The organism is Naasia aerilata, from assembly GCF_030296595.1.
Classification (GTDB): domain Bacteria; phylum Actinomycetota; class Actinomycetes; order Actinomycetales; family Microbacteriaceae; genus Naasia; species Naasia aerilata.
Window position 1 is genome coordinate 681407 of the sequence record NZ_AP027731.1, and the last position, 15824, is coordinate 697230.

18 protein-coding genes are annotated in these 15824 nt (G+C 69.9%); 7 read left to right on the forward strand and 11 right to left on the reverse strand.

What is annotated here, in order from left to right; genetic code table 11:
• The first annotated feature begins 49 nt into the window (after positions 1-49).
• Positions 50-703 (forward strand): phosphate signaling complex protein PhoU, encoded by a 654-nt coding sequence (gene phoU, locus QUE51_RS03700; RefSeq protein WP_286278262.1) that lies wholly within the window; start codon positions 50-52, stop codon positions 701-703.
• A gap of 153 nt (positions 704-856) precedes the next feature.
• On the opposite strand, the gene QUE51_RS03705 is transcribed toward phoU, so the two are convergent.
• The 3 genes from QUE51_RS03705 to QUE51_RS03715 form a co-directional block, all read right to left on the reverse strand.
• Positions 857-1810 (reverse strand): ABC transporter permease, encoded by a 954-nt coding sequence (locus tag QUE51_RS03705; RefSeq protein WP_286278264.1) that lies wholly within the window; start codon positions 1808-1810, stop codon positions 857-859.
• On the reverse strand, positions 1753-3375 hold the full coding sequence (locus tag QUE51_RS03710; RefSeq protein WP_286278265.1) for a sugar ABC transporter ATP-binding protein: 1623 nt from the start codon (positions 3373-3375) through the stop codon (positions 1753-1755). The genes QUE51_RS03705 and QUE51_RS03710 overlap by 58 nt, the downstream gene beginning before the upstream one ends.
• Positions 3376-3494: 119 nt before the next feature.
• Entirely contained in the window at positions 3495-4574 is a 1080-nt protein-coding gene (locus QUE51_RS03715) for a sugar ABC transporter substrate-binding protein (RefSeq protein WP_286278266.1), read from the reverse strand.
• A 249-nt stretch (positions 4575-4823) separates the two neighbouring features.
• On the opposite strand from QUE51_RS03715, the gene QUE51_RS03720 reads away from it, so the two are divergent.
• Positions 4824-5567: a FadR/GntR family transcriptional regulator gene (locus QUE51_RS03720; RefSeq protein ID WP_286278267.1), complete on the forward strand. Its 744-nt coding sequence runs from the start codon at positions 4824-4826 to the stop codon at positions 5565-5567.
• Here QUE51_RS03720 and QUE51_RS03725 read toward each other — a convergent pair.
• Together QUE51_RS03725 and QUE51_RS03730 are read right to left on the reverse strand one after the other, a co-directional pair.
• The gene (locus tag QUE51_RS03725; RefSeq protein ID WP_286278269.1) at positions 5564-6616 is read right to left on the reverse strand and encodes a zinc-binding dehydrogenase; all 1053 of its coding nucleotides are present in this window, start codon (positions 6614-6616) and stop codon (positions 5564-5566) included. The two genes, QUE51_RS03720 and QUE51_RS03725, sit on opposite strands and share 4 nt — an antisense overlap.
• The gene (locus tag QUE51_RS03730; RefSeq protein ID WP_286278270.1) at positions 6613-7569 is read right to left on the reverse strand and encodes a sugar phosphate isomerase/epimerase family protein; all 957 of its coding nucleotides are present in this window, start codon (positions 7567-7569) and stop codon (positions 6613-6615) included. The genes QUE51_RS03725 and QUE51_RS03730 overlap by 4 nt, the downstream gene beginning before the upstream one ends.
• A 58-nt stretch (positions 7570-7627) precedes the next feature.
• Between QUE51_RS03730 and QUE51_RS03735 the strand changes: the two genes are divergently transcribed.
• A complete protein-coding gene (locus QUE51_RS03735) occupies positions 7628-8380 on the forward strand; it encodes an orotidine 5'-phosphate decarboxylase / HUMPS family protein (RefSeq protein ID WP_286278271.1) in 753 nt (250 codons plus the stop codon).
• Here QUE51_RS03735 and QUE51_RS03740 read toward each other — a convergent pair.
• The gene (locus QUE51_RS03740) at positions 8377-9192 is read right to left on the reverse strand and encodes a hypothetical protein (RefSeq protein WP_286278273.1); all 816 of its coding nucleotides are present in this window, start codon (positions 9190-9192) and stop codon (positions 8377-8379) included. The two genes, QUE51_RS03735 and QUE51_RS03740, sit on opposite strands and share 4 nt — an antisense overlap.
• Complete coding sequence (locus tag QUE51_RS03745; protein ID WP_286278274.1) at positions 9177-9563, reverse strand: Gfo/Idh/MocA family oxidoreductase; 387 nt, start codon at positions 9561-9563, stop codon at positions 9177-9179. Before QUE51_RS03745 ends, QUE51_RS03740 begins: the two co-directional genes overlap by 16 nt.
• 79 nt (positions 9564-9642) lie before the next feature.
• Between QUE51_RS03745 and QUE51_RS03750 the strand changes: the two genes are divergently transcribed.
• Positions 9643-10653, forward strand: coding sequence for a hydroxyacid dehydrogenase (locus QUE51_RS03750; protein WP_286278275.1), 1011 nt, complete (start codon positions 9643-9645; stop codon positions 10651-10653).
• Positions 10654-10662: 9 nt separating this feature from the next.
• Here the strand turns inward: QUE51_RS03750 and QUE51_RS03755 are convergent, their stop codons facing one another.
• The gene (locus QUE51_RS03755; RefSeq protein WP_286278276.1) at positions 10663-11418 is read right to left on the reverse strand and encodes a phosphoglyceromutase; all 756 of its coding nucleotides are present in this window, start codon (positions 11416-11418) and stop codon (positions 10663-10665) included.
• Positions 11419-11437: 19 nt separating this feature from the next.
• Here QUE51_RS03755 and QUE51_RS03760 point away from each other — a divergent pair, with 19 nt between their 5' ends.
• A complete protein-coding gene (locus tag QUE51_RS03760; RefSeq protein ID WP_286278277.1) occupies positions 11438-12223 on the forward strand; it encodes a class I SAM-dependent methyltransferase in 786 nt (261 codons plus the stop codon).
• Positions 12224-12245: 22 nt separating this feature from the next.
• On the opposite strand, the gene ygfZ is transcribed toward QUE51_RS03760, so the two are convergent.
• A complete protein-coding gene (gene ygfZ / locus QUE51_RS03765) occupies positions 12246-13361 on the reverse strand; it encodes a CAF17-like 4Fe-4S cluster assembly/insertion protein YgfZ (RefSeq protein WP_286278278.1) in 1116 nt (371 codons plus the stop codon).
• 157 nt (positions 13362-13518) lie between these two features.
• Between ygfZ and QUE51_RS03770 the strand changes: the two genes are divergently transcribed.
• A complete protein-coding gene (locus QUE51_RS03770; protein WP_286278279.1) occupies positions 13519-13875 on the forward strand; it encodes a UBP-type zinc finger domain-containing protein in 357 nt (118 codons plus the stop codon).
• Between the two features lie 50 nt (positions 13876-13925).
• Here QUE51_RS03770 and QUE51_RS03775 read toward each other — a convergent pair whose 3' ends face one another.
• Positions 13926-14543, reverse strand: a complete 618-nt coding sequence (locus QUE51_RS03775; RefSeq protein ID WP_286278280.1) for a heme-binding beta-barrel domain-containing protein — start codon at positions 14541-14543, stop codon at positions 13926-13928.
• Positions 14544-14732: 189 nt separating this feature from the next.
• Complete coding sequence (locus QUE51_RS03780) at positions 14733-14990, reverse strand: hypothetical protein (RefSeq protein WP_286278281.1); 258 nt, start codon at positions 14988-14990, stop codon at positions 14733-14735.
• Positions 14991-15073: 83 nt separating this feature from the next.
• On the opposite strand from QUE51_RS03780, the gene QUE51_RS03785 reads away from it, so the two are divergent.
• Complete coding sequence (locus QUE51_RS03785; protein ID WP_286278282.1) at positions 15074-15769, forward strand: winged helix-turn-helix domain-containing protein; 696 nt, start codon at positions 15074-15076, stop codon at positions 15767-15769.
• The last annotated feature ends 55 nt before the right edge of the window (positions 15770-15824 follow it).

The following is a 15824-nucleotide window of genomic DNA, read 5'->3' on the forward strand; positions in this document are numbered from 1 at the left end:
TCCGCCGGGAAACTGCCCCGGTTGGCGGCGACGCCGGGAGGGAACACTCATGCGCGAAGTCTTCCAAATGGAGCTTGCCGAGGTGCGCGAACGCCTCGTCACCATCAGCGACCTCGTCGCCAACTCGATCGAGCTGGCCACTCGCGCCTTCAACGAATCGGACGTCGCCCTCGCCGAGACCGTCATCGCCGAGGACGACCGCATCGACGAGCTCGTCCTCAGCCTCGACGAGCTCGCCATCAACATCCTCGCCCGGCAGCAGCCCGTCGCCCGCGACCTCCGCATCGTCGTCAGCGCCCTGCGCATCAGCGCGTCCCTCGAGCGCATGGGCGACATGAGCTCGCACATCGCCCAGCTCGCCCGCTACCGCTACCCCGACAAGGTCGTCCCCAAGGGCCTGCGGTCCACCTTCGCCGAGATGGGGCGGCTCGACGTGGGCATGGCGCGGAAGCTGACCGAGCTGCTGCGCACCGAAGACCTCGACCTCGCCGAAGAGATCCGCAACGACGACGACGACATCGACGACCTGCACCTCAAAGTCTTCGACAAGGTGCTCGGGGAGACGTGGAAGGGCGCGGCCGTCGACACTGTCGATGCGACCCTCGCCTCGCGCTACCACGAGCGCTTCGCCGACCACGCCGTCTCCATCGCGAAGAAGGTCCAGTACCTCGCGACCGGCGACTGGGTCGTTCCGGCCTCCTGAGAGCCGGCCACTTCTCTTCTGTATTAAGCCTTCTTTAGAGCCTTTCGGCTGGCTCGTTCTGGGCGCTGAGTGCTGGGGTCCGCGGTGGGCGACAGTTCCACGGGGAAAGAGAGAAGAGAAAGAGGAGTCGGGCTGGCGCCCGACGCCCCTCTTCTAGCGGCGCCTGTTCTGGAAGTTCTGGAGGAGGACCGCGATGATGATGATCGCCGCGCTGATCGCTCCCGTGAGGAAGGTCGAGACGTCGGCGGCCGTCAGGATGTTGCGGATGATGCTGAACATCAGCACGCCGAGGAACGTCCCGAAGATCTTGCCCCGGCCGCCCGTCATCGCCGTGCCGCCGATGGCGACGGCCGCGATGGCGTCCAGCTCGAAGCCCACGGCCGCGTTCGAGGCCGCGACCGCCGTCGTCCGGGAGGCGTAGAGCAGGGCGGCGATGCCGCACATCAGGCCCGTGATCACGAAGGTCGCCGTCTTCACGCGATCGACGTTCACGCCGGACAGCCGCGCGGAGACCTCGTTGCTGCCGACCGCGTAGATGTGCTTGCCCAGCCGGGTGCGCTTCATCACGACGTCGAAGATGATCGTCGCCACGATGAAGATGATCATGAAGTAGGGGATGGTGAACGCGCCCAGGTTCACTCCACCGGCCGCGATCTGACGGAACTGGTCGTAGAAGGCACGGTCCACGGTGAAGGGGCCGCCCGACCCGAAGTGGTTGATGATCGAGCGGAGTCCGGCCATCGTCGCCAGCGTCGCGATGATGGAGGGCATCCTGCCCTTCGTGATCAGGACGCCGTTGAGAAGCCCGATCAGGATTCCGGTGATCGCGCAGAACAGCAGCATGACCAGCACGCTTCCGGTCTGGTTGAGCACCAGGACGCCGAAGCCGCCGATGAAGGCGACCTGAGAGCCGACGGAGATGTCGATCTGCCCGGCCGAGATGACCATGCTCATCCCGAGGGCGATCAAGCCGATCGTGCAGCTCTGGATGAAGATGTTCGAGACGTTCGCCCAGCTGAAGAAGTTGTGGTTCACGATCGCGGCGATGATCACCAGGAGCAGGAACGACAGCACGAAGCTGTACTCGGTGACCAGCTTGACGAGCACGCTGCGGGGCGTGATCCCGCGCAGCGGCGACGAGGCCTTGGGGGCCTCAGGAGGCGCGACGACCGACATGTCAGCTCACCCGCAGGTTCGCGCCGGTGGAGTAGAACATCAAGTCCCTCTCTGTGATCTGGTTGCGCTCCAGGACCGCGTTCACGCGTCCCTTGAACATGACGAGGCAGACGTCGGCGACCTTGGCGATCTCGGGCGGCTCCCCGCTGAAGACGATGATCGCCTTCCTCGCGCGCCAGGCCGAGGATGAGGTGGTAGATCTCGAACTTGGTGCCGACGTCGATGCCCTGGGTGGGGTTGTCGAGCAGCAGGACGTCGGCGCTCGCCTCGAGCCACTTGCCGAGGATGACCTTCTGCTGGTTCCCGCCCGACAGCGAGGTGATCGGGTTGGCGACGTTGCCGGCCTTGATCGACATCGCCTTCCGCTGCCGCTCGTAGCGCTCTGCGGCCCCGGACCGGCTGATCCACGGCGTCCGCGCCCGCGCGTTGAGGTAGGCCATGTTGTGGTTGTCCATGATGGACAGGTCGTTGTGGATCCCGCGCTCCTTGCGCATGCGCGGCACCATCGCCACGCCGCGGCGCATGAAGGCCCGGATGCTCGTGCCCGATCGCACGCGCCTGCCCTTGACCGTGAGCGTTCCGTCGAAGGGCGCCGCGCCGAACAGGGCGTCGGCCAGCTGGTCGCGTCCGCTGCCCTGGAGCCCGGTGACCGCGAGCACCTGGCCTGCCTTGAGCTCGAAGCTCACGTCCTCGAATCCGGGACCGGAGAGGTTCTCCGCCCTGAGCAGGATCTCGGGCCGGCTGGTGTCGACGTGGTCGTCGAAGGCGTCGTGGGCGAGCTGACGGCCGATCATCAGCTCGGTGATGGAGTTCTCATCCACGTCGGAGAAGGACCCCTCGGCGACCAGCGCCCCGTCCCGGAGGACGTAGTAGCGGTCGCAGATGGCGAACAGCTCCGGCATCTTGTGCGAGATGTAGATGAAGCTGACCCCCTCCGCCTTGAGCTTGCGCATGACCTCGAGGAGGTTCTCGGTCTCCCCCAGCGTCAGGGCCGTGGACGGCTCGTCCATGATGATGAGCTCGGCGTCGAAGAGCAGAGCCTTCGCGCACTCGACGAGCTGCTTCTCCGCGGCCTGCAGGTCCGCCACGATCGCTTCCGGGTCGATGTCCGCCTGCACGCGGCCGAGCGCCTCCCGGCATCGCGCGATCATCGTCTTCGTGTCGAGGAGCCCGGTCGGCCGCCTCAGCTCCTCCCCGAGGAACATGTTCTCGAAGACCTTCAGGTCGGTGCAGAGGTTCAGCTCCTGATGGATGAACCGGATGCCGGACTTGCTCGCGACCTTCGCGTTCGTGATGGTCGTCGGGGTTCCGTCGAGAACGACCTCGCCGCGAGTGGGCGGGATCACCCCGGCGAGCACCTTCATGAGGGTGGACTTGCCTGCGCCGTTCTCACCGAGCAGGCCGAGGATCTCGCCCGGTCCGATCGCGATGCTGACGTTGTTCACAGCCCGAACGGGCCCGTAGTCGACGACGATGTCCTTCATCTCGACGAGCATCCGTAGCCACCCTTCCTCGCACACCGATGGGGAGAACGGCCCCACCGCCGGCGGCTGTGGTTCGGGCCTCGCGGGCCCGGACCACAGCCGCCGGTCGGAGAGGCTGCAGAGCTGACGGATCAGCTGCTGATGGAGTACCGCTCCTTGAAGACGTCGCTCGAACGGTAGGAGTCGAAGTCCTCATCGGAGTCGCCCGCGTTGCTGATGGAGAACGAGGGGATCAGGTAGATCCCGTCCTTCTCCTCGGCGCCGGTGTAGGGGTCGCCGGTCAGCTGGCTGACCGAGAGCCGCAGCGCCTCGCGGATGAAGGACGGCGAGAAGTAGTACGTGTCGAGCTTGGTGTCGAGCTTGGTGCCCTCGAACTTGTCGAGGGTCTCCTTGCGGCCACCCACCGAGGTGATCAGCTTCACGTTGAGCGTTCCCGCGCCGGAGTAGGACTCAAGAGCGTTCATCACGCCGTCGGTGATCTCGTCGTCATGCGTGACCACGAGGTCGAGGTTCGCGATGTCGTCCGGGCTCGCGGAGTTCAGCCAGTCCTCCATCTGGTTCTGCGCGGTCTCGGAGGACCAGTCCGTCGTGAAGGTGTTGGCCACCTGGTTGAACTTGCCCTTGTCGACGACGTCGTCGAAGCCCTCGCTGCGCTGGGAGGTGACGGTGGAGCTGTCACCGACGAAGCGCAGGTAGTTGACCTTGTCGTCGTCCGCGTAGAACTTGGTGACGTAGTCGCCCATCATCGTGCCGATGCCGACGTTGTCGCCCATGATCTGCCCCGAGAGACCCTCGAAGTCGGTGATCAGGCGGTCGTAGACGACCAGCTTGACGTTGGCGTCGACGATGTTCTGGGCGGTCGAGCGCAGCGCCTCGCCCTCCATCGGCCAGAGCATGATCATGTCGAGGTCGCCGCCGGCGAGCAGGTTCTCGATCGAGGCGATCTGAGCGGACGCGTCGATGCCGTCCTTGACCGTGATGTCGAGGCCCGGGTTGTCCTTCATGAGCTGCTCGGCTTCCGCCTTCGCGTGGGCGACGCTCTCGCCCGTGAAGCCGTGGTCACCGGACGGGATGACGACGCCCATCTTGTAGCTGTCGTCGCCGCCTCCACCGGAGCCGCCTGATCCCCCGGAGCCGCCCGGTCCGCCGGAGCACCCGGCCAGAGCGACGATGGTGGCCGCCGCGGCCACCCATGCTGCGTACTTCTTCACAACGATCCTCCTTGATGATGTGTATGTGACCGAGGACCCGTGGGCAATACTGCGGCCTCTCTGCCGGTGCTGTCGGGTCTGAGCCTCTTACGTATGATTAGCATACCTAGTCCGACCCTGCAACGCCGGTGAGCCTGGCCGTAGCTGTCGCGACCAGGGCGAAGAACGCACCGGTGCAACGGGCTCGATCAGGCTCCATTGAAGCCGGACTTCCGGGGCCGACGGCTCGACAGGAGATGGAGTTATCGAATGGTGACCAAACCGCAGGCGGAGCCGTCGTTCGAACCTGACCGCCTCCGCTCCCGCGGCGGTCTCTACGGTCACGTCGTCGAGACCCTCGGCCAGGAGATCACCGGCGGCCGCATGCCGGCTCATCAGATCGTCTTCGCCGAGCAGCTCTCGGAGCGATTCGGGATCTCCCGCTCCGTCGTGCGCGAGAGCGTTCGCACGCTGAGCTCCATGGGACTCCTCGAGGCACGCCCGCAGGTCGGAACGCGCGTGCTCCCCATCGAGCACTGGGACCTTCTCAACCCGCGCATCATCGAGTGGCGGGGCCTCGGCCCGGACGCGACGGCCCAGCAGCGGGAGCTCATCGAGCTGCGCCTCGGGCTCGAGCCGATGGCGGCCCGCTTCGCCGCCGAGCGGATGGACCACGATGCCGCGCAGGGGATCGTCGCCGCCGCCCAGGCCATGAGATCGGCGCTCGAGGCGAAGGACACCTTCCGCTTCTTCGCGGCGGACTCGACCTTCCACCGGCTCCTGCTGGAGGGATCCCAGAACCTGCTGCTCAGCAAGTTCGCCGCCACCATCGACGCGGGTCTGCACGTCCGCGAGAACATGCCCACGACGCAGCTCAGCCTCGAGGCGGTCGAGCTGCACGCAGAGCTCGCGCAGGCCATCGTCGACCGGAACGGCGACGCCGCCGCAGCCCTTGCGACCCGCATCCTCGAGCAGACCCTCCTCGAGTTCGAAGAGGGTCTCGCGCAGGTCTAGCCGAGCAGCGCCGGGTCGACCGCGATCACGGACTTGATGTTGCGCCCGGACTCCATGGCCTCGAACGCCTCCTCCCAGTCCTCCACCGGGTAGACGCCGCCCAGGGCGCCGCGGGGGTCGAGGCGGCCGGATGCGAACAGGCCGAGCACACGCTCCCACGTGTTCCAGCTGTGCGAGAACGACCCGTACAGGGTCACCGCCTTCTGCACGAGCGGGTCGAGGCTGAAGCCGAGCGGCTGCGGTCCCCAGCCGATCTTGACGATCGAGCCGAGCGGCCGCACCAGCTGGAGCCCCTGCTGGAGGGCGATGCTGACGCCGGTGGCGTCGACCACGACGTCCGCGCCGAGGCCATCGTGGAGGCGCGCGACGAGGGCCGCCGGATCCTCTCGCTGGACGTTGACGACGTGGTCGGCACCCATCGCCGTCGCCTGCTCCAGCCGCAGCTCATCGCGGTCGGTGCCGAGCACGACGATCGTCGAGGCCCCACGGAGGCGGGCCACCTGGAGGCTGAGGGCGCCGATCGCCCCGAAGCCCTGGATCACGACCAGGTCGCCCGGGTTCACGGTCGCGCGCTCGACGAGTGCGTTGTAGGCGACCGCGAAGGGCTCGGTCATCGCCGCCACTTCGAACGGAACCGACTCCGGGATCCTGTGCAGCACCCGCGGAGGCCCGAGCAGGAACTCGCCGAAGGCACCGTCGCGCAGGTTGCCGTAACCCTGCCGATAGGGGCACAGGTTGTAGCGGCCCGTGCGGCAGAGGGCGCACTGACCGCAGATGTACGCGGCCGTCTCGCACACCACGCGCTCGCCGACCGCCCACCCCTCGACACCCTCGCCCACGGCAGCGATGACGCCGGCCGTCTCGTGGCCCATGGTGACCGGGATCACGATGTCCCAGCTCTGGTTGTTGCGCCACATGTGGACGTCGGAGCCGCACACCCCGACGGCCTTGGTGGCGACGAGCACCTGGCCGGGCTCGACGGTGGGGGCGGGCACGTCCCGTACCTCGACCTCCCGGTCCCCGTAGCCGAACTTGACGATCGCCTTCATCCCGTCTCCGCTCCTTCCGCCGCACGGCGGGCTCGCTCGTGACTCTCGACCCGGACCTCGGTCGAGCCGCCGAAGTAGAGCTCGCGCGCCTCGCGCAGGAACTCCACCGAGGCGCGCATCTCGTCCATGCCGTTCACGCCGTCCTCCACGCTGATCCACCCGTCGTAGCCCGCGTCCACCAGAATCCCGAAGATCCTCGGGTAGTCGTTGAGCCCCTCCCCGATCACCCCGTGCTGCAGGTCGGGCGAGTAGCCGATCGTGCCGTCGCTCTGCCGGAGCGACTCGAGGGACGCACCTTCCGCCAGCCGCCGATCCGACGCCTGCATGGTGACGACCCGGTCGACGACGGTCGTCAGGAAATCGGCCGAGTCGACGCCGGCGGTGATCGCATTCGAGGGGTCGAACTGCACGCCGAAGTGCACGCGGTCGTCGACACGGGACAGGAGCTCGAGGAACAGCGCGGGCTTCTGCGCGAACTCCGGGTAGGCCCAGAAGCCGTCCTTGTAGTGGTTCTCGATGGCCAGGGTGATGTCGAGCTCGCGGGCGAGCGGCAGCAGCGAGTTGATGCTCTCCGCCGCCCAGTCGAGCCCCTGCTCGTCGGCGACGCCCGGATGGCGCTGGCCGGTGAGGACTCGGGCGCTTGCCCGAGGTCCGCCCAGTTCCCGCGTGATCCGCATGATGCTCGCCTGCTCGTCGCGCGCCCTGGCCCTCTCGCCGGCGTCCGGGTGGGTGAAGTCGGGCGAGCAGCACATCATCGGCAGCGTGAGATTCGCAGCCGCGAGCGCCTCGCCGACCCGGGCCACGAAGTCGTCCCCTTCACCGTCGAAGAAGCGGGAGTAGAGCTCCAGCCCCTCGATGGGCAGAGTCCTCGCGAGATCGATCCACTCGAACAGCGACATCCGCTTCGCGACGAGGGCGTCCAGCTCTCCCTTGGGGAACACGCTGATCCGCATAGGACCCCTCCTAAGTAATATCTATCAGACTAGTATACGGAGCGACGGAAGGACCCCCATGGCCACCTCCTCCATACGCGGCATCACTCGCGCAACACTCACCGCGCCCAAGGTCCAGATCTCCCTCGATCTCACCAACGTGACCGAGGCGCTCGAGACCGCGCGCGTGGCTGTGGAGGCGGGAGCCGACTGGATCGAGGTCGGCACACCGCTCGTGCTGGCCGAAGGCCTGCATGCCGTCCGCGCGCTCCGCGCCGAGTTCCCGGACCATCCCCTCGTCGTCGACCTCAAGACGATGGACGGCGGCTACCTCGAGGCCGAGATGATGGGCGACGCCGGCGCCGACGCCGTGCTCGTCATGGGACGCGCCCACGACGCGACGATCGACCGGGTCGTGGAAGCCGGTGAGGCGTTCGGCATGCTCGTGATGGGCGACGACATGGGCGCCGCGGACCGGGTCGCCGAGTGCGTGCGGCTCGAGGAGCGCGGCGTGGGGATGATCATCCACCACGTCGGCTTCGACCACCGGAACGCGCACCCCGAGCTGGGCCTGACGCCCCTGACCGACCTGCCGGGGATCGTCGCGGCGACCACCGTCCCCGTGCAGGCCGTCGGCGGTCTGAGCATGGCGCAGGCCGTGACCTGCCCCGGGCTGGGCGCGCCCGTCGTGGTCTTCGGCGCCCCTCTCGTCATCGACGGCCAGGCGTTCAGCCCGGCGAACTCGGACCTCCTGCGCGTGCTGACCGAGGCCTGCGCGGCCGTGCACGCCGCCGAGATCCGGTACCCTGCGCGCCAGCTCGCAGACTCCTAGGCGGACGCGCGCTCGCTCAGCTCGCCGCCGGCAGGCACTCCGGTCGCCGCGAGGTGACGGCGCACGATCTCCTGGCAGACGCGGAGGTCGTCCGCCGCACCGGCGAACCCGGTGCGGGGCGGCGTTCCGTTCCATGCCATGTCGGCGAACGCCTCCAGCTGGCGCTCGAACGCCTCGGCGATGCTGCGGAACTCGAGCCGCTCCGCGTCATCACCGCTCGGCCGGTGCAGCGTGAGCACCGTGGGGGCGTGCAGGAGGTAGGGCGACGGGAACTGCAGCTCCAGGCTCCCGGCGCCCCAGACCACCCGCACCGTCTCGCGATACGCGGGATAGTCGTGCAGATAGTGCCAGTTGAGGAGGTAGCGCGCCTCGTCTCCGAGCCGGCCGGCCACCCGGACCGAAGGCGGCTGCACGCCGAGCGCCGGGGTGTCCCGACCGGTGACGTGCACCTGGTGCGCGGGGGCGCGCCGCCAGACGTCGGCGAGCTCGACGGTGGCCGGCGGCCCGGTCAGGAAGCGCAGGATCGACAGATCGTGCGCGACGCTCGAGAGCAGGGTTCCGGAGTAGAGGCGCCAGAGAGGATCCTCGACGTCGCCGAGTGCCGAGAGGCGGAGCCGGTCGTCCTCCGCGCGGAGCTCGGCGATGCGGTCCGCCGGCACGTCCGAGGCGCCGAGGACGTGGGCGAACTCGAGCTGCGAGTACCCGGTCGGATGCAGGACGTCCACGTCGACGGTCCGGATGTCGTCCACGTCGGCGAGGATCTGCCGCGCCCGCTCGACGGCCGGGTCGTACTGCTTCATGTAGCCGACCATGAGCCGCTCCCCCTCGGCGGGGACCTCACGGGCGATGGCGTCGAGCTCGCCCCGCGTGAACGCCAGGGGCTTCTCGCAGAGGACCGCCAGTCCCCGCCGAAGCCCGGCGACGGTCGCGGCCAGGTGGGATCCCCCGCCGCGATGAGCAGGGCGTCGGGCGCGACGGCGTCGAGCACCGCCTCGAGGTCCGTGCCTCGGCCGCCCTCGGCGATCCCGTACCGGTTCCCGATCGCCTCGGCGAGCCCGGGCGACAGGTCGACGAGACCCACCAGAGTGAAGAGGTCCGGCCGCCGGACCACGAGCGGCAGGTGGACGCTCTGCGCGACGGCACCGAGCCCCACCACCACGAGGCGCAGCGGTCGATTCTCCATCGGATCTCCTCGGTGTTCCCCAGCGAAGCCCTAGCCATACTAGTAAGGTTTTTGGACCGCCCGACCTGGAAGGTGCGCCGTGAAGCCGACCGTCATCCTGGCCCCGGCGCCTCAGCGCCGCGACCGCATCTTCACCTCCGAGGCGCTCGCCGCGCTGCACGACCGCTACGACGTGGTGGACCTCGAGGAGCGGCCCGATGCCGATCTCGGCGAGCACCTCCCCCGCGCATTCGCGGTCATCGGTCAGCCCGACCTCGGCACCGCGGCGCTCGAGAGCGCGCGCGAGCTGAGGGTCATCGCCAACGTCGAGGGCAACTTCTTCCCGAACGTCGACTACGCCACCGCATTCCGGCACGGCGTGCGGGTGCTCAGCTGCGGGCCCGCGTACGCGGGCGCAGTGAGCGAGTACGCCCTGGCCCTCGCCCTCGACCTCGCGCGGGGGATCTCGCGGGAGGACCGCGCGGCTCGTCGCGGCGAGGAGCGTTACTTCGGGGCGGGCAACGACGACGCTGTGCTCCTGTCGCGCGCGAACATCGGCATCCTCGGCTTCGGCAACCTCGGCAGAGCGACTGCGGAGCTGCTGGCGCCCTTCCGTCCCCGGCTGCGCGTCTACGACCCCTGGCTCCCGGCCTCCGTGGTCGCCGCGTCCGGTGGCGAGCCCAGCAGCCTGGACGAGACGCTCCGGCAGAGCGACATCGTCTTCGTCTTCGCGACCGTCACCTCCGAGAGCACCCACATGCTCGATCGGCGCACGCTCGGGCTCCTGCCGGACCGCGCCCGGCTCATCCTCGTCTCGCGGGCCGCCGTGGTGGACTACGACGCCCTGCTGGCCGAGCTGTCCACCGGCCGCCTGTACGCGGCGGTCGACGTCTGGCCGGAGGAGCCGCTGCCGGCCGGGAGCCCGTTCCGGACGCTCGACAACGTGATCCTGTCGGCGCACCGCGCGGGCGGCATCCCGCAGGCCTACGCCCTCATCGGCGACATGGTCGTCGACGATCTCGCCCTCATCGAGCAGGGGCTGCCTCCTGTCCGGATGCAGCAGGCCAGCCCGGAGCTGGTCGGGCGCTACCGCAACCGACCGGTCACCTGACCCGGGCGGCTACTTCTTGGAGCCCTGGGCCGCGACCGCTGCCGCACCCGCCGCCGCTGCGGCCGGGTCGAGGTACTCGCCGCCCGGGACGATCGGCCGCAGGTTCTCGTCGAGGCGGTAGACGAGGGGGATGCCGGTCGGGAGGTTGAGGTTCGCGATGTCCTCGTCGCTCACGCTGTCGAGGTGCTTCACCAGTGCACGGAGCGAGTTGCCGTGGGCCGCGATGAGAACGGTCTTGTCCTGGCGCAGCTGCGGCTTGATCTCGATCTCCCAGTACGGCATGAGCCGGACGATGACGTCCTTCAGCGCCTCGGTGGCGGGCAGGTCGGAGCCGAGATCGGCGTAGCGCGGGTCGTCCTTCTGCGAGAACTCGTTGTCGTCGCCGATCGGAGGCGGGGGCACGTCGAAGGACCGGCGCCAGGTCAGAAACTGCTCGGGACCGTACTGCTCCTGGGTCGCCGCCTTGTCCTTGCCCTGCAGGTCGCCGTAGTGGCGCTCGTTGAGCCGCCAGGAGCGCCGCGTCTCGAGCCAGAGCAGGTCCGCCTCGGCGAGCGCCAGGTTCGCCGTCTGGATCGCCCGGCTGAGGAGCGAGGTGTAGACGATGTCCGGGGTGATGCCCGAGCCGCGCAGCAGCTCCCCCGCGTGCACGGCCTCCCGAACGCCCGTCTCGGACAGGCGGACGTCCACCCAGCCGGTGAACAGGCCCTTCTCGTTCCACTCGCTGGAACCGTGGCGGAGCAGGACGAGCGTGTACGGCGCTGGCATGCTCCCTACCCTATTAGCCATGCCTGAAGGGCGGATCACCCGCGGAACGACCGGAACCAACCGGCTCCGCCGCGTCGACCGCTGGATCGCCGCGGAGCCCGCCTTCCTGCGCACCGACTTCCCGATCGTCGCGGACCTCGGCTACGGCGCCGCGCACTGGACGGCGACCGAGATGTTCGAGCGGCTGCGTCGCACCCGGCCGGGAACGCGCGTGGTCGGCATCGAGATCGATCCGGAGCGGGTGGCGGCCGCCCAGGAGGCCGCGCGGCCGGGGCTCGAGTTCGTGCGGGGCGGCTTCGAGGTGCCGATCCCGGGCGGGGCCCGTCCGGACGTGGTGCGCGCCATGAACGTGCTGCGCCAGTACGACGAGCCGGAGGTCGCCGGCGCCTGGCACCGGATGACCGAGCGCCTCTCCCCCGGCGGGGTGGTCGTCGACGGCACGAGCAACGAGGTCGGCCGCGTCGCCAGCTGGATCGCCGTGACCGGCGACGGTCCGCGCAGCCTCACGATCGCCCTTCGACTTCCCGAGCTCGACCGCCCGAGCGTCGTGGCCGAGCGGCTGCCGAAGGCGCTCATCCACCGCAACGTGCCCGGGGAGCGCGTGCACGCGCTGCTTGCGGACCTCGACCGGTTCTGGGCGCACGCGGCCCCCTACGCCGAGTTCGGGCCGGTCCAGCGCTGGCAGGAGACCGTCACCCGGCTGGCCGGCGCGGGCTGGAGGGTCCAGACGCCGCCCAAGCGTGTCCGCCTGGGCGAGCTCACCGTCCCGTGGGCAGAGGTGGCGCCGCCAGGCTTCGCGTGGTGACGTGTGCTCCGAAGAGGGACGTCTAGCGGCGCGCGGCGGACCCCAGGCGCGGGAGCTTCGGGAGCTCGCCGGCGAGCGCCGCTCCTGCGTCGGCCGGAACGATGACCTCCTGCGCGGCCGCGACCAGGAGGCCGTCCACCGAGGCGGCGAGCGGGGCCGCGGCGTCCAGGTTCCGCTTCACGACGGCGAGCGCGATCGGGCCGAGCTCGTGGTGCAGGGCGGGCGACGTGATCCTGCCGACCTCCGCGCCGGTGCCGGGATCCACGACCGGGGAGCCCGCGGCGACGACGATGTTCTCGGATCCGTCGAGATGCAGCAGCACGAGCCGGCGCGGCGGACGGCCGAGGTTGTGGACCTTCGCGACGGTCTCCTGCCCGCGGTAGCACCCCTTGGCGAGGTGCACCGCGCTGCGCAGCCAGTCGAGCTCGTGCGGGATGCTGCGCTCGTCGGTGTCCGCCCCGAGACGCGGGCGCCAGGCCGCGACCCGCAGGGCCTCCTCCGCGAGCGTGCCGGCGAGCCGAAGACTGCCCGCCGCGACCAGGCCGGCGAGCGAGTTGAGCTCGGCGCGCGCGACGACGGTCTCGCTCCAGGTCCAGTCCGCCCCCGGATGTCCTGCCGGGTTCGCGTAACCGACGCCGCCCGGGGCTATGGCCCGCCAGGGGTCCTCCCACCGGGCGAGCGCCGGCACTGGGAGGGCGTCGGCGCCGAGAGACCCGACAACGGCCAGTTCGGCGGAGAGGTCGGCGACCTCGACCCGCAGCAGGAAGCGCATCCGGTCGAGGAAGCGAGCGAGAGCGGGCGCCTCGGCCCGCTCGAGGAGGATCCAGGTCGTCTCGCCGTCGTCGACGAGGCGGAGATCGTGCTCGAGGTGACCGTGCGGGTCCAGCAGCAGCGACTCGGCGGAGACGCCGGGGGCGAGCCCGATCAGCCGCTGGCTGGTGAGCGAGTCGAGCCAGGACAGGCGGTCGGGGCCGGTGACGGTGAGGACACCGCGCGGAACCTCGACGAGCGCCTGGCCCGCGGCGAGACGCCGCTGCTCGCCGAGCGGGTTGCCGTAGTGAGCGGGCACACCGGCGTCGGCGCCCGATCCCTCGACCGCGCCCGGCAGGGCGAGCAGAGGCGATGCCGGCACGTCCATGGATCCGCCTTTTCCCTGATCAATAACAGAATCGCTCACTGAGCAACAGGCCACCAGCCTACCTCACCCCGGTGGAGCGCCTGCCGGGCGGACTCCCGCACCTGGCGGCCGAGGTGGGATGCGGGTAGGAAGTCGGAGGGGAAGGAGGCGACGCCGCGTGCAGACGAACACGGATGAGATCGACCCCACGGCCACGCCGAGCGGGGCCGGCTGCCGGGAGTGCCTCGCGGGCGACGACCCGGGCTGGTGGCTGCACCTGCGCCGGTGCGCGACCTGCGGACACGTGGGATGCTGCGACAGCTCCCCCGCCCAGCACGCGACCGCGCACTACCGTGCCACCGGGCACCCCCTCGTCCGCAGCTTCGAGCCCGGCGAGAGCTGGTTCTGGGACTACCGCTCCGAGACCTATGTGCTCGGGCCGCAGCTGTCGCCGCCGGAGAGCCGGCCGGCGGATCAGCCCTCCCCGGGCCCGGCCGGGGCGGTGCCGGCGGACTGGCAGCGTCTCCTGCACTGATCCGCCCGGTTCTGAAGGACCGCGACGCCCGGAGCCGCAGAAGTGCGGCGTCAGTCGACCCGGCTGAGGCGGCCCGACGCGTGGTTGCGGAGGCCCTGGCCCAGCGCGGCGATGTCCCACGCCCAGAGGAGATCGCCCTCCACGAGTCCGTAGATGCGGGTCGCCGCCGCGTACTCCTTGGCGCCCTCGGTGCGCATGACGGCGTCGGTGCCGAGGTCGATGCGGGCGGCACGGACCTGGCCGAGGTAGAGCTCGTTCACCCCGGTCGGGTGCACCAGGGACACCTGGATGTCGAACCCGTCCGAGCTGTTGCGGAGCGTCTCGACCGACTCGGCGGTCGAATAGGGGCGGGGGCCCACACCCGGCAGCATGCCGGGGCCGGGGTCGCCCTCGAGGAGGCCGCGGGACAGCCGCCAGTACCCAGCCTCCGCGACGAGCGGGGCGCCGCCCACGGGATCGGCGTCGCCGTCCTCCGTGGGGAGCCACGTGTGCGAGGTGTAGTTGAGGTACGGCAGGCCGTCGTGGCTGAAGCTGACGCGCTGGCCGAACGGCTGCCGGATCTGCCGTTCACCGACCTGGTACTCGACCACTCCGGTGCCCTCCCAGACGCCGAGCAGCCACGACAGCGGCACGAGCTCGGCGGGAAGACCGGTGGGCAGGTTGATCATCGGGAACCTCCTCCGCGGGCCCCGAGGGCACCGCGCGGCGTCGGAGAGCTAGCGCTGGCCCCGGAACAGGCTGTAGAGCACGACCACGGAGACCCAGCCGATGGCGAGCGACGCGAGCACCAGGAGTCCGAGATAGAACAGTTCGAGCGCCAGCAGCATGGGCCCAGTCTACCCACCGGCCCCCGAGGATCAGGGCAGGACGAGGCTGACCAGGGAGGCGACGGCGAGGAGCGCCAAGGCCCCGAGCGTCGTGACCATCAGGCGCAGCACGAAGCCCTCCCGGACCGCCGACAGGAGCTGCACGCAGAACGTGACCACCACGGACGCGGCGAGCGCGAGGGCGAACAGGCCGGGGCGATCGGGCCGCGCGGCCGCAACGGCGACGGCTGCCCCCGCGATCGCCGTCAGCGCCCACACGACGGCGGTCGGCGCCCAGTGACCCTTCACGCTCTCGATTCTGCCTCAGCGGCCGGGCCGAAGGCGCCGGAAGGCCCTGCACTACTATGGGCCGCGGACGACTTGGAGGGTCTGTGGCGCAGCTGTTGATCCTGACGCCTGCCGTCGACACGGAGGCCCTGCCCGCCCTCGGGCTCCTCAGCCACAAGGTCCGCCAGATCCCGGCCGAGCCCGCGCAGCTGATCAGCGCTCCGCCGAGCGACGTCATCCTGGTCGACGCCAGGCAGGACCTCGCCAGCGCGAAGGCGCTCTGCAAGATCCTGCAGACCACCGGGATCACCGTGCCCCTCATGCTCATCCTCACCGAGGGCGGGCTCACCGCCGTCTCCGCGGACTGGGGAACCAACGACGTCGTGCTGGAGACGGCCGGGCCGGCCGAGGTCGATGCGCGCATCCGCCTCGTGATCGGCCGGATGGCGCAGGAGCAGTCCGCGTCGAAGATCCAGGCGTCGGGCGTCGTCATCGACGAGGCGAGCTACTCCGCGAAGGTGCACGGCCGTCCGCTCGACCTCACGTTCAAGGAGTTCGAGCTCCTCCGCTTCTTCGCCACCCACCCCTCCCGCGTCTTCACGCGCGAGCAGCTGCTCAGCGAGGTGTGGGGCTACGACTACTTCGGCGGCACGCGCACCGTCGACGTGCACGTCCGGCGGCTGCGGGCCAAGCTCGGCGACCTGGAGTCGCTCATCGGCACGGTGCGCAACGTGGGCTACCGCTTCAACGTGTACGAGGACGACGCGGAGCCGAACCTGGCGCCGGCCGGCCGCGGCTGACGCCCCCGCCGAAGTTCCCGGGCGTTCCCCGCTTGCCCCTGCGCACACCCTGCAG